The organism is Pseudomonas sp. GW822-FHT06D10 (assembly GCF_058799535.1).
In genome coordinates this window covers 97,815-110,971 of the sequence record NZ_JBXALN010000001.1, presented here as the reverse complement: position 1 = coordinate 110,971, position 13,157 = coordinate 97,815, and the positions used below count along the sequence as shown (strand labels likewise).

Genomic DNA, 13,157 nt, shown 5'->3' with positions numbered 1-13,157 from the left:
GGCCCCTGCCGCCAACCGGAGGAACCGATCTGGGCCCGTTCAAACACCTGCGGGGCATCACCCTGCCCCCCTTGCTGCGCCGCCTGCTGCGTCCCGTGCTCGACCCGTACCGGCGCTACCGTCACGCCCGGCTGATCCACGCGGTGCGGGTCGCCCTCGGCCTGATCGCCACCATCGTGCTGACCACCGGCCTCAACCTGCCCCACGGCGAATGGGCCTCGGTGACCATGCTGGTGGTGATCGGCGGCCTGCAGCATCACGGCAACATCGGCAAGAAGGCCGCGGAACGGGCCATCGGCACCCTGGTGGGCGCCGGGGTCGGGCTGGTGCTGGTGGTGCAGCAGGCCTACTTCGGCCACCCCTGGCTGACCTACCTGGGCATGTCGGTGGTGTGCGGCTACTTTTCCTATCACGCCATCGGCAAGGGCGGCTACACCGCGCTGCTGGCGGCGATCACCGTGTTCATCGTCGCCGGCCACGGTGACAACCAGGTCAGCGACGGCCTGTGGCGGGCGGTGGACATCCTCATCGGCATTGCCCTGGCCCTGGCGTTTTCCTTCGCCATTCCGCTGTATGCGGTGTACTCCTGGCGCTACAACCTGGCCAGCGCCCTGCGCGACTGCGCGCAGTTGTACGGGCGGATCATCAAGGGCCAGTCGGTGACCGACGACGAGCACCTCAAGCTCCTGGGCCGGGTCAACAGCGCCATGCTGCAACTGCGTTCGCTGATGCCTTCGGTGTCCAAGGAAGTACGGATTTCCATGACCGAGCTGGACGCCATCCAGCGCAACCTGCGCATGTGCATCAGCACCCTGGAGATCCTCGGCAACACCCGCCCCGATGCCAGCGACCCGCAGGCCATGGCGCAGATGCAACTGGCGCTCAAGGCCGAGCACCGGCAGATCCGCGTGCAACTGATCGGCATGGCCCGGGCCCTGCAATCGGGGGTCACCCAGCGCCTGGAGAAATCCGTGGAAGGCCACCCCGAAAACGCTCTGGAGGCCCCGGTGTATTCGGCCCTGGATGGTTACCGGCTGCTGACCCGGCAACTGGCCGCGACCCTCGGCGAGATGCACCAGCGCCTGGCCAAGAGCGCCCGGCACTGGAAGATCTAGAACAGCTCGCTGAAAGGAATGAAGGGCGCCCGATCCCCTGCCTGCAAGGTCCGGCCCTCGACGATTTCCACCAGGCCATCGGCCCAGGAAGCCCCCAGCAACACCCCGGAACTCTGGTTCGGATAAAGCACGGCGCGGCCGTTCTCCAGGCGCGCTCGCAGGTACTCGCGGCGCTTGCCGGCCTTGGGCCAAGCGAAGGCCACAGGCACCTCGACGCTCAGCGGCGCCACCTCCTGTACCCCCTGCAGCCGCAGCAGGTAGGCCCGGGCCAACAGGCCGAAGGTCACCAGTGCCGAGGCCGGGTTGCCCGGCAGGCCGATCACCGGCACCTGGCCGAAGTAACCCACGGTCAGGGGCTTGCCGGGCTTGATGGCGAGTTTCCAGAACAGCGGCCGGCCACTGTCCCTGAGCACCTGCCCGAGGCAGTCGGCATCCCCGGCGGAAACGCCGCCGGTGGTCAGGATCAGGTCCGCGCCATGCTGCAACTGCTCCAGCCTGAGGCGGGTGTGCTGCGGCCGGTCGGGCAGGATCCCGGCGTCGATCACCTCGCAGCCCAGGGCGTCCAGCCAGTGCCTGAGCAGGGTACGGTTGCTGTTGTAGATGCAGCCGGGGCGCATGGGCGTGCCCGGCTCCAGCAATTCATCGCCGGTGGACAGCAGCGCCACGCGCGGGCGGCGCACCACCTGCAACTCGGTGCAGCCCTGGGCGGCGGCCACCGCCAGTTCGAAGGGGCCGAGGCGCTTGCCGGCCTGCAGCAACACCTCGCCGGCTCGGTTCTCCTGGCCCTGGGGGCGAATGTTGTGCCCCGTTTTCAGGGCCTGGGTAAAACGCACCCGGCCGTCTTCCAGCAGCTCGACGTTCTCTTGCATCTCGACGCAGTCGGCGCCTTCGGGCACCGGGGCGCCGGTGAAGATCCGCGCACAGCTGCCCGGTTGCAGGGGCGCACCGGGCTGCCCGGCGAACACGGTCTGCGCTACCGGCAACGGTGCACCGTCCCAGTGCTGCAGGTTCAGGGCGTAGCCGTCCATGGCACTGTTGGGCCAGGGCGGCAGGTCCAGGGTCGCCACCAGGTCGGTGGCCAGCACCCGTTGCCGGGCCTGATCCACGGCCAGGGTTTCGCTCTCCGGCAGGCGCTGGGCGTCGGCCATGGCCAGCAGGCTGGCCAGTGCCTCTTCCACCGGCATCAGTGGGTTCTGGCTCATCCCCGGCTCTCGCAGGCCTGCACCGGCTTGAGGTGCGGCACGAAGTTGCATGGCCGGTGGCGGGCATCCAGCTGCTCGGCGAGGATGCCTTCCCAGGCGGTGCGGCAGGCCCCGGTGGAGCCCGGCAGGCAGCACACCAGGGTGCCATTGGCCAGCCCGGCCAGGGCCCGGCTCTGCACCGTGGAGGTGCCGATATCGAGAATCGAGATGGCGCGAAACAGCTCGCCGAAACCGTCGATGTGCTTGTCCAGCAGGCAGCCCACGGCTTCCGGGGTGCTGTCGCGGCCGGTAAAGCCGGTGCCACCGGTGATCAGCACCACCTGGATGCGCTCGTCGGCGATCCAGGCCGCCACCTGGGCGCGGATCTTGTACAGGTCATCCTTGAGCAGGTGGCGCTCGGCCAGGCTGTGGCCGGCCTCCAGCAGGCGGCTGACCAGCAGTTGCCCGGAGGTGTCAGTGGCATATTCCCGGGTATCGCTGACCGTCAGCACGGCAATGTTCAAGGGTACAAACAACGCATCCGACTTCACGCTCATGTCATTCTCCGACCGGCAGGCTAAAAATCATGAACCCAGGCTAAAGGCCCCCCGACGCGGCTGTCTAATCGTTCTGGCTGACCGGATTATCGATGCGCTCTATCATCCTGCCGGGCCCTGCCAGGGGCCGATAAAGCCCGTCAATCGGCCATTCAACACTTCCGATTGGACGTACCCGAAGGACAATGCCATCGTTTGCGCCACCTACTTGATATGCGTCCTGCCATGACCCCGACCCAGCCCGCCCCCGCCTGTTCCCTGCCCTGCTCGATCCTGCTGCTGGCCGGTGGCCGCGGCTCGCGCATGGGCGGCCAGGACAAGGGCCTGGTGGCCTGGCGCGGCCAGCCGCTGATTGCCCATGTGCAGGCGGTGGTGCGGCCCTTGAGCGATGACCTGATCATTTCCTGCAACCGCAACGCCGAGCGCTACCGGGCCTATGCCGACCGCTTGGTGGAGGATGGGCAGAAGGATTTCCCCGGGCCCCTGGCCGGAGTCCTGGCCGGCCTCGCGACGGCCCGCCACCCCTGGCTGCTGGTGCTGGCCTGCGATGCGCCGCAGATCGACGCGGCGCTGATCCAGGCCCTGCTGGATGCCCGCGGCAACGACGCCAGGCCGGTGATGGTGCAGCAGGCCGGGCAATGGCAACCCATGTTCAGCCTGATCCCCACGGCGCTGCTGGGCGACCTGCGCCAGGCCTGGGACAACGGCGAGCGCAGCCTGCTGCGGGCCCTGGCCGCCCATGGGCTGAGGCCCCTGCCCTGCGCCGCGGACGATCCGCGGCTGAGCAACTTCAATACCCCTGAACTACTGTCTGAAGCAGGCCCCAAGCCCCTGGCCTGAACACCGCCGGAGGTGCCCAAGGGCGCGACCGGGCAAGGCCCCAGGCCTTTTCATGGGCGCAACACCTGCGTTATTACTGAACCCGACTTTTCCCACAACAGGTGCCACCGTGGACATCAAGCAACTCAAGTTTCTGATCGCCCTGGAGCAGACCCGGCACTTTGGCCAGGCCGCCGCGCGCTGCCATATCACCCAGCCGACCCTGTCCATGCGCCTGCGCAATCTTGAGGATGAACTGGACCTGATCCTGGTCACCCGTGGCCAGCGCTTCGAAGGCTTCACCGAAGCCGGCGAGCGGGTGCTGGCCTGGGCCAAGACCCTGCTGGCAGCCCATGACGGGCTGTTCGCCGAAGCCGCTGCCTGCCGCGGGCAACTGGTGGGCAAGCTGCGCCTGGGGCTGGTACCGCTGAGCGGCTTCAACCCCATCAGCTACGTGCAACAGCTATCGTCGAGCTTCCCGGAACTGCAGTTCAGCCTGTCGTCCATGAGCTCCGACCGGATCATCGAGGACATCGGCAACAACCAGCTGGACCTGGGGGTCTGCTACCTGGACCACGTCAACCCCAACTACCTGGACTTCTTCGAAATCGGCGAGACCCGGGTCGGCCTGCTCTACGACACCCGGCACTTTCATTTCGAAGGCACCGAGATGAGCTGGGAGGACGCCGCCGAACTGCCGCTGGGCATGCTCAGCACCGGCATGCACTATCGCAAGTCCATCGACTTGAGCTTTCGCAGCCGCGGCCTGAACCCGCAGCCGATCCTGGAAAGTGACTCCACCTACCAGCTGTTCCAGGCGATCCACGAAGGCTTCTGCTGCTCGATCATGCCCCTGGACAGCGGCCTGGATTCGCCCATCGAGAACCTGGCCTTTATCCAACTGCCGGATGCCAGCGTGCTGGCGCCACTGGGGCTGGTGATGCGCAAGACCGAGCCGCGCTCGGCGATTGCCGAAAAGTGCTTCGCCGAAGCCAAGAAGCTGTTTGCGATCAAAGAGTGAATCAATGCCCCAGGGCCGCCCATGGCCCTGGGCAAATCGAATGCAACGAGGTGTGGTCATGGTTTGCCGGATCGAACAAACGGAGCAACAACCCGAGGCCAATGCGCCGGCGCCGGCGCCGCAGCGGGTGGCCTATCGCGAGTACAGCGCCGACGGCCCCATGGCCGAGGCGCCGCTGGCCGCCGAGATCGCCCTGGCGATCACCTACAACGGCCTGAGCCAGGCGGTGATGATGGTGTCTCCGGGCAACCTGGAAGACTTCATTCGCGGCTTCAGCATCACCAACGACATCGTCAATGACCTCGGCGAAATCTACGACATCCGCCTCAGCCACTTCCCCCAGGCCTGCCAGGCCGACGTGGAAATTTCCAGCCGGGCGTTCTGGGCCCTCAAGGACCATCGCCGGCAAATGGCCGGCACCAGCGGCTGCGGCCTGTGCGGAGTGGAGGCCCTGGAACAGGCGCTGCCGCAACTGCAGATCCTCGAACCCGCGGCCCTGCCACCTGCCGAACACCTGCAGGGCCTGCGCGAGCGCATCGAACAGGCCCAGCACATGGCCCGCAGCAGCGGTGCCCTGCACGCGGCGCTGTACTTCGACGAACGGGGCGAGGTGCGCCTGTGCCAGGAAGACATCGGCCGCCACAACGCCCTGGACAAGCTGATTGGCGCGCTGCTGCAGGCCGGGATCGATGGCAGCCAGGGCTTCACCGTGGTCACCAGCCGTTGCAGCCTGGAACTGATCCACAAGGCCGTGCGCGCCCGCCTCGGCACCCTGGTCAGCCTCTCGGCGCCGACTGCACTCACCGTGCAATGGGCCAACAAGCATCGCCTGAACCTGATCCACGTCCCCCACCGCAACGCCCCACGGATCTACAGCCCGGTGTAAATGCACCACGCCGGATGACATGCATCCGGCGTGGTTAGCCCCTTCCCTCAAGCCTCTGTCAGCGGCATAAGCTCAACGTTCTGCACCCCAACGTTCGGCCGCCTGCCGGTCGCTCTCGCGGCCGTCGATCCAGCGTTCGCCGGCCGGGGTGACTTCGCGTTTCCAGAACGGGGCGCGGGTCTTGAGGTAATCCATGATGAAGGCGCAAGCCTCGAAGGCCGCTTGGCGATGGGCGCTGGCCACCCCGACAAAGACGATGGGCTCACCCACCTGCAGCAACCCCACCCGGTGCACCAGGCTCACCCGGTTCAGCGGCCAGCGCGCCTGGGCCTGCTCCACGATGCGCTGCAGCGAGCGCTCGGTCATGCCCGGATAGTGTTCAAGAAACAGACTGTGCACCGCCTCCCCCAAGTTGAGATCGCGCACATAACCGATAAAGGTCACCACGCCGCCGACGCTGGCGTCGCCGGCCTGCAAGCCGGCATTCAACTGGTCGAGGCTCAACGCCTGGGTCTGCACCTGGATGCTCATGCTCAGCCTCCGGTCACTTGCGGAAAGAAGGCGATTTCATCGAAGTCCTCGATGGCCGCATCGAGCTTGCACAGTTCCTGGTTCAGCGCGCACATCAGGCTGTTCTCCCCCAGCACCTGCGCCCAGGTTTCACCCCGGGCCATCAGCCGCTGGCGCAGGTCCTCGACGGTGCGCAGGCTGGCATCCAGGGGCAGTTTCTCGCCACCGCAGCCCAGTTGCTCACGGTAGCGGGCAAAGTAGTTGACCAGAATCATCGGGCCTCTCCTGCGATAAAGGTGCCGGACTTGCCGCCCTGCTTCTTCAGCAGGTGCAGCCCTTCGATGACCATGGCGCGGTCCACCGCCTTGCACATGTCATAGATCGTCAGCGCCGCCACGCTGGCGGCGGTCATGGCTTCCAGCTCGACCCCGGTGGCGCCGTTGAGCCGGCAGCAACTGGTGATCTGCACCCGGTCCGGCGGCAGTGCCTGCAGTTCGATGTGGATCCCGGTGAGCAGCAACGGGTGGCACAGGGGGATCAGTTCGTGGGTCTTCTTTGCCGCCATGATCCCGGCGATGCGCGCCACGGCGAACACATCGCCCTTGGGATGGCCCTGGTCCTGGATCAGTTGCAGGGTGGCCGGGAGCATGCGCACCCAGGCCCGAGCCTGGGCCTCGCGCTCGGTAGCGGCCTTGCAGGTGACATCCACCATGCTGGCCCGGCCCTGGTCGTCCAGGTGAGTGAGTTCATTCATGTGCAACCTCGGATAACAACAGTGGATCAGCTCAGGACATAGTCCACCGGCTCCAGCGCCGGCGGCAGTTCGGTGGCCCCCAGGGCCTCGAGAATCTCGCGCTCGATGTTGCGCACGATGGCGCTCAGCGGCAGGTCGTTCTCGTCGTGGCCGAAGGGGTCTTCCAGCTCGTCGCCTATGGCGTCCAGGCCGAAGAAGGTGTAGCTGACGATGGCGGTGAAGATCGGCGTCAGCCAGCCCAGGGGCTCGGCCATGGCAAAGGGCAGGAGGATGCAGAACATGTAGCTGGTGCGGTGCAGCAGCAACGTGTAGGGAAACGGCAGCGGCGTGGCCTTGATCCGCTCGCAGGTGGATTGCGCGCCGGTGATGGCCGCCAGTTGATTGGCCAGCAGCAGGTAGCGCCATTCGCTGAGCCGCCCCGCCTGGGCCTGGTCCGAACACTGGCGCGCGATCTGGCGCAGCAGGCTGTCCGGCAGGTTGCTGGTGCTTGCCGGCGGCAACTGGCTGAGCCAGGTTTCGGCAGCGCTCAGTTCATCTTCGCGGCGCAGCCGGGCCTTGAGGGCATGGGCGAAACCGCACAGGTCGCGCAGGATCGCGCTGCGCGCCCGGGTGTCTTCAAGCACCTGGGTTTCGCGGATCATCGAGCGCACCTCGGTCACCACCGTGCCCAGGGACTTGCGCGCTTCGTACCAGCGGTCGTAGCAGGCGTTGTTGCGAAAGCTCATGAAGATCGACAGCGACAGGCCGAGCAAGGTGAACGGGGTGGCATTGACCTTGGAGAAATACGCCGGGTGCAAGGTCTCGATCAGCACGATGGCCGAGGCCAGCAGGGTCACCAGCAGGCTGCGCAGGGCGATGCGCTTGGCAATCGACCCTTTGAGGGAAATCAGCACGCTGATCAGGTTGGGTTTGGATCTGACGATCATCGGGGTAGAACCTTTGCACAATGAAAAGCCGTGATGAGCAGCGGTTCAGCCGCCGGTCATGTTCATGAAGCGCACCACCTGCACCTCGTCGTTGAGTTCGAAGTGATGGCTGTAGGGCTTGAGTTTCATCGCCTCGACTATGGCCCGCTGCAGGCGCCCGGTATCGCCGGGGTGAGCGCGCAGCACGGCCTTGAGGTCCACCGAGTGCTCGTTGCCCAGGCACAGCAGCAAGCGGCCTTCGACGGTCAGGCGCACGCGGTTGCAGGTGCCGCAGAAGTTGTGGCTGTGGGGCGAGATGAACCCCAGGCGGATGTGCGGCGCCTCGGCCAGGCGCCAGTAGCGCGACGGGCCCTGGGTCGACTCGGCGGACTCGATCAGGGTGTAGCGCTCGGCGATCCGCTCGCGAACCCGGGCACTGGAAAAGAACGCATCGCTGCGGCTGTGTTCGCTTATGGTGCCCAGGGGCATTTCCTCGATAAAGGAGATGTCCAGGCCGCGGTCGATGGCAAAGGCCACCAGTTCGTTGATCTGCCGGTCGTTGCGCCCCTTCATCACCACGCAGTTGAGCTTGGTGCGCTCAAAGCCGGCGGCAATCGCCGCGTCGATGCCGGCAACCACCTGGCCCAGCTCGCCGGTGCGGGTCAGCTGGCGAAACAGGGTCGGGTCCAGGCTGTCGAGGCTGATGTTCAGGCGCTTGACCCCGGCGTCGAACAGCGGCGCGGCCAGCTTGCCCAGTTGCGAGCCGTTAGTGGTCATGCACAGCTCCCGCAGCCCGGGCAGCCGGGCAATGTCCCGGCACAGCTGGACCACCCCGGGGCGGATCAGCGGCTCGCCGCCAGTGAGGCGGATCTTGCGGGTGCCCAGGGCCACGAAACGTTCGGCCAGCTGGTACAGCTCCTCCAGGGTAAGAATGCGTTGGCGCGGCAGGAACTGCATGTCCTCGGCCATGCAATACACACAGCGGAAATCGCAGCGGTCGGTCACCGACATGCGCAGATAGTCGACCCGCCGAGCGAAGCCATCGAGCAATACCTGATCTGACATCCGAGCCTCTTTCGACGGTGGGAATCCATCGCGATTAGTTGAAGTTCTTCCACACAAGCACATGCAGAAGGTGTTATTGGCGGCAAGATTAAAAGCCATTAAAAGCCCCGTCCAATCGCTATTAACAACTGGCTGATCAATACAATCTATCGCTCCTCAAATCGCTTCCAACAAAGACCGAAACAAACAACCATCTATTTGATATATATAGATTTTTAACGTTGATAGAGGCTTTCGATCAGCCGGTCATTAATTGCGATTAGACAGCGGCCACGGGTGACGAATAGGCTTTATTCGTGGCCCATATAACGAGCCCTGAAAGTTACTCCACGCCAATAAGCAATACCGAACTCAAACAAGTTCACAACAACCGCATTTAGCCTGTGCAGTCAAACAATCACTGACATCGATTCAATGTCGGCCGGTTGCCTGCGTGCGCTGTATTGGAGAAATATCATGAGCGAAGTTGATCGATACAAACCCTACAAGGGCGCCGCTGCCGGTTGGGGGGCGCTGATCGCAGTGACCAAGAACTGGCTGGGCAGCGAGAACGCCTTCAAGAACATCCGCGCCATGCTCAAGACCAACCAGAACGGCGGCTTCGACTGCCCCGGCTGCGCCTGGGGCGAGTCACCGGAAAACGGCATGGTCAAGTTCTGCGAGAACGGCGCCAAGGCGGTCAACTGGGAAGCCACCGGGCGCCTGGTGAACCCGGCCTTCTTCAACAAATACACGGTCTCGGCCCTGGCCGCGCAGAGCGACTACTGGCTCGAGTACCAGGGCCGCCTGACCCACCCCATGCGCTATGACGCCACCCAGGACCGCTATGTGGAAACCACCTGGGACGAAGCCTTCGAGCTGATTGCCAGCCACCTCAAGGGCCTGGACTCGCCGAACCAGGCGGAGTTCTACACCTCCGGCCGGGCCAGCAACGAGGCGGCCTACCTGTACCAACTGTTCGTGCGCGCCTATGGCACCAACAACTTCCCCGACTGCTCCAACATGTGCCACGAGGCCAGTGCCGTGGGTATGTTCGAAAGCGTCGGCGTGGGCAAGGGCACGGTGGTGTTCCATGACCTGGAACAGGCCGACGCGATCTTCGTCATCGGCCAGAACCCCGGCACCAACCACCCGCGGATGCTCGAGCCACTGCGCGAGGCGGTGAAACGCGGTGCCCAGGTGATCTGCTTCAACCCGCTCAAGGAACGTGGCCTGGAACGCTTCCAGCACCCCCAGCACCCGCTGGAGATGCTCACCAACGGCTCCGAGCCCACCTCCTCGGCCTACTTCCGCCCGGCCCTGGGCGGCGACATGGCGGCCTTTCGCGGCATCGCCAAGTTCCTCCTGCGCTGGGAGCGCGAGGCCCTGGCCAACAATGGCGAAGCGGTGTTCGACCGTGCCTTCATCGCCGAACACACCTCGGGCCTGGACAGCTACCTGGCCGAGGTCGATGCCACGTCCTGGAACCACATCGTCGAGCAGTCCGGCCTGAGCCTGGCCGACATCGAGCTGGCCGCGCGCATGTACCGCAAGGCCAAGCGCGCGATCATGTGCTGGGCCATGGGCCTGACCCAGCACACCCACTCGGTGCCGACCATCCAAGAAGTGATCAACGTGCTGTTGCTGCGGGGCAATATCGGCCGTCCCGGCGCCGGCCTGTCGCCGGTGCGCGGCCATAGCAACGTGCAGGGCGATCGCACCATGGGCATCAACGAACTGGCGCCCACCGAGCTGCTGGATGCCCTTGAGGCGCGCTTCGGCTTCAAGCCGCCCCGGGAGCACGGGCACAACACGGTGATGGCGATCTCGGCCATGGAACAGGGCCAGGCCAAGGTGTTCATCGGCCTGGGGGGCAACTTTGCCCAGGCCACCCCGGACACCCCGCGCACCCACGCGGCCCTGCGCAACTGCGAGCTAACCGTGCACATCGCCACCAAGCTCAACCGCAGCCACCTGGTGACCGGGCGCGAGGCGCTGATCCTGCCGTGCCTGGGCCGCACCGATATCGACATCCAGGCCAACGGCCCGCAAGGCATCACCGTGGAAGACACCTTCAGCATGGTGCATATCTCCCACGGCCAGCTCAAACCCAAGTCGCCGCACCTGCGTTCGGAACCGGCGATCATCGCCGGCATCGCCAACGCCACCCTGGGCCAGCACCCCATCGACTGGCTGTGGGCGATCGAAGACTACGGGCGCATCCGCGACCTGATCGCCGACACCATCCCCGGTTTTTCCGACTTCAACCTCAAGCTGCTCAACCCCGGCGGCTTCCACCTGGGCAACGACGCCAGCCAACGGCGCTGGAACACCGCCACCGGCAAGGCGCGGTTCATCCCCAGCGAACTGCCGGAACACCTGGTCAGCGCCGGGGTGCGCAAGCTCAAGGTCAAGCCCGACCTGATCCTGCAGACCATGCGCTCCCACGACCAGTACAACACCACCCTGTATGGCCTGGACGACCGCTATCGCGGGGTCTACGGCATGCGCGAGGTGCTGTTCGCCAACGAGGACGACATCCGCCGGCTGGGCTACGAGCCGGGGCAGAAGGTCGACATCGTGTCGCTGTGGGATGACGGCCGGGAACGCCGGGTCAGCGGTTTCACCCTGATCGCCTACGACATTCCCGCCGGCCAGTCGGCCGCCTACTACCCGGAGACCAACCCCCTGGTGCCCCTGGAAAGCTACGGCGACCGCACCTACACACCGACCTCCAAGTTCATCGCCATCCGCCTGGAGCCGGCGGCGGCCAGCAACCTGATCCAGTCCGTCGGCGTTTGACCCGGCCGGAGCGGCCAAGGCGCCGCTCCAGCCTGCCCCGCGCAGCCTTTTGCCGTACGCCGCGAACCCGGGTTCACGGCGGCCGGAAGGCGCCTGCGCGGGCCCCCAGCCATTACGAGGGTTTCGTCATGTTTCATCTACAGGCACTCGACCTGGCGCGCATCCAGTTCGCGTTCACGGTCTCGTTCCACATCATCTTTCCCGCCATCACCATCGGCCTGGCCAGTTTCCTGGCGGTACTCGAAGGCTTGTGGCTCAAGACCCACAACAGCACCTACAAGGACCTGTACCACTTCTGGTCGAAGATTTTCGCCGTCAACTTCGGCATGGGTGTGGTTTCCGGGCTGGTCATGGCCTACGAGTTCGGCACCAACTGGAGCCGCTTCTCGGACTTCGCCGGGAGTATCACCGGCCCTCTGCTGACCTATGAAGTGCTGACCGCGTTCTTCCTCGAAGCGGGCTTTCTCGGGGTCATGCTGTTCGGCTGGAACCGGGTGGGTCGCGGGCTGCACTTTTTCGCCACGGTGATGGTGGCCATCGGCACCCTGATCTCGACCTTCTGGATCCTCGCCTCCAACAGCTGGATGCAGACGCCCCAGGGCTTCTCCATCGTCGATGGGCGGATCATGCCCATGGACTGGCTGGCGATCGTCTTCAACCCGTCCTTCCCCTGGCGCCTGATGCACATGGCGATTGCCGCATTCGTCGCCACGGCGTTCTTCGTCGGATCGAGCGCCGCCTGGCACCTGCTGCGGGGCAACGACACGCCGCCGGTGCGCAAGATGCTGTCGATGGCGCTGTGGATGGCGCTGATCGTGGCACCGATCCAGGCGGTGGTCGGTGACGCCCATGGCCTGAACACCCTGGAGCACCAGCCGGCGAAGATCGCCGCCATCGAAGGCCACTGGGAAAACCACGGCAGCGAACCCTCGCCCCTGGTGCTGTTCGGCATTCCCAACATGGACGGCGAGAAAACCGACTACGCCGTGGAAGTGCCCTACCTGGGCAGCCTGATCCTGACCCACAGCCTGGATAAGCAGATCCCGGCGCTCAAGAGCTTCCCCAAGGAAGACCGGCCCAACTCGGCCATTGTGTTCTTCAGCTTCCGCATCATGGCCGGCCTGGGCATGTTGATGATCCTCACCGGGTTGCTGGGCCTGCTGCTGCGACGCAACGGCGCGCTGTACCGCAACCGCCTGTTCCTGCGCCTGGTGCTGTGGATGGGCCCCAGCGGCCTGATCGCCCTGCTGGCGGGCTGGATCACCACCGAAGTCGGGCGCCAGCCCTGGGTGGTGTACGGCCTGCTGCGCACCAGCGACGCCGCCTCCAACCACAGCGTGGCGCAACTGAGCATCTCCCTGGCGCTGTTCGTGGTGATCTACTTCTCGGTGTTCGCCGTGGGCATCGGCTACATGATGAAGCTGGTGCGCAAGGGCCCGCAGCCCCACCACGAGCATCCGCCCAGCACTGCGCCCGGCCAGGAGCCGACTCCGCGCCGGCCGCTGTCGGCCATCCCCGAGACCTTCGCCACCGGCGACCACCACCTCTGAAACAAGGGCAACC

The 13,157-nt window shown here is 65.4% G+C and carries 13 protein-coding genes; 6 read left to right on the top strand and 7 right to left on the bottom strand.

What is annotated here, in order from left to right; genetic code table 11:
• Window positions 1–71 precede the first annotated feature (71 nt).
• On the top strand, window positions 72–1,115 hold the full coding sequence (locus AC1RL5_RS00645; protein ID WP_065363310.1) for an FUSC family protein: 1,044 nt from the start codon (window positions 72–74) through the stop codon (window positions 1,113–1,115).
• On the opposite strand, the gene AC1RL5_RS00640 is transcribed toward AC1RL5_RS00645, so the two are convergent.
• Entirely contained in the window at window positions 1,112–2,317 is a 1,206-nt protein-coding gene (locus AC1RL5_RS00640; RefSeq protein ID WP_492589048.1) for a molybdopterin molybdotransferase MoeA, read from the bottom strand. The two genes, AC1RL5_RS00645 and AC1RL5_RS00640, sit on opposite strands and share 4 nt — an antisense overlap.
• On the bottom strand, window positions 2,314–2,853 hold the full coding sequence (gene moaB, locus AC1RL5_RS00635) for a molybdenum cofactor biosynthesis protein B (RefSeq protein ID WP_053159346.1): 540 nt from the start codon (window positions 2,851–2,853) through the stop codon (window positions 2,314–2,316). Before moaB ends, AC1RL5_RS00640 begins: the two co-directional genes overlap by 4 nt.
• A gap of 225 nt (window positions 2,854–3,078) precedes the next feature.
• Between moaB and mobA the strand changes: the two genes are divergently transcribed.
• The 3 genes from mobA to fdhD all read left to right on the top strand — a co-directional run bounded on the left by mobA (window position 3,079) and on the right by fdhD (window position 5,579).
• Window positions 3,079–3,693, top strand: coding sequence for a molybdenum cofactor guanylyltransferase MobA (gene mobA / locus AC1RL5_RS00630; protein ID WP_176707089.1), 615 nt, complete (start codon window positions 3,079–3,081; stop codon window positions 3,691–3,693).
• Between the two features lie 109 nt (window positions 3,694–3,802).
• Complete coding sequence (locus AC1RL5_RS00625; RefSeq protein WP_011061998.1) at window positions 3,803–4,693, top strand: LysR family transcriptional regulator; 891 nt, start codon at window positions 3,803–3,805, stop codon at window positions 4,691–4,693.
• 58 nt (window positions 4,694–4,751) lie between these two features.
• Window positions 4,752–5,579 (top strand): formate dehydrogenase accessory sulfurtransferase FdhD, encoded by an 828-nt coding sequence (gene fdhD / locus AC1RL5_RS00620; protein WP_123578003.1) that lies wholly within the window; start codon window positions 4,752–4,754, stop codon window positions 5,577–5,579.
• Between the two features lie 72 nt (window positions 5,580–5,651).
• Here the strand turns inward: fdhD and moaE are convergent, their stop codons facing one another.
• Genes moaE through moaA form a run of 5 tightly spaced genes read right to left on the bottom strand, consistent with a single transcriptional unit; the run spans window position 5,652 to window position 8,813 of the window.
• Window positions 5,652–6,110, bottom strand: coding sequence for a molybdopterin synthase catalytic subunit MoaE (gene moaE / locus AC1RL5_RS00615; protein WP_123578004.1), 459 nt, complete (start codon window positions 6,108–6,110; stop codon window positions 5,652–5,654).
• Between the two features lie 2 nt (window positions 6,111–6,112).
• A complete protein-coding gene (moaD, locus tag AC1RL5_RS00610; RefSeq protein ID WP_011062001.1) occupies window positions 6,113–6,364 on the bottom strand; it encodes a molybdopterin converting factor subunit 1 in 252 nt (83 codons plus the stop codon).
• Entirely contained in the window at window positions 6,361–6,843 is a 483-nt protein-coding gene (moaC, locus tag AC1RL5_RS00605) for a cyclic pyranopterin monophosphate synthase MoaC (RefSeq protein ID WP_036996513.1), read from the bottom strand. Before moaC ends, moaD begins: the two co-directional genes overlap by 4 nt.
• A 26-nt stretch (window positions 6,844–6,869) precedes the next feature.
• Window positions 6,870–7,769: a bestrophin family protein gene (locus AC1RL5_RS00600; RefSeq protein WP_072449906.1), complete on the bottom strand. Its 900-nt coding sequence runs from the start codon at window positions 7,767–7,769 to the stop codon at window positions 6,870–6,872.
• Window positions 7,770–7,814: 45 nt separating this feature from the next.
• Complete coding sequence (moaA, locus tag AC1RL5_RS00595) at window positions 7,815–8,813, bottom strand: GTP 3',8-cyclase MoaA (protein ID WP_041118959.1); 999 nt, start codon at window positions 8,811–8,813, stop codon at window positions 7,815–7,817.
• Window positions 8,814–9,269: 456 nt separating this feature from the next.
• Here moaA and AC1RL5_RS00590 point away from each other — a divergent pair, with 456 nt between their 5' ends.
• Both AC1RL5_RS00590 and AC1RL5_RS00585 read left to right on the top strand, forming a co-directional pair.
• On the top strand, window positions 9,270–11,594 hold the full coding sequence (locus AC1RL5_RS00590; protein ID WP_492589050.1) for an FdhF/YdeP family oxidoreductase: 2,325 nt from the start codon (window positions 9,270–9,272) through the stop codon (window positions 11,592–11,594).
• A 128-nt stretch (window positions 11,595–11,722) separates the two neighbouring features.
• Window positions 11,723–13,144: a cytochrome ubiquinol oxidase subunit I gene (locus tag AC1RL5_RS00585; RefSeq protein WP_093409911.1), complete on the top strand. Its 1,422-nt coding sequence runs from the start codon at window positions 11,723–11,725 to the stop codon at window positions 13,142–13,144.
• Window positions 13,145–13,157: the final 13 nt, after the last annotated feature.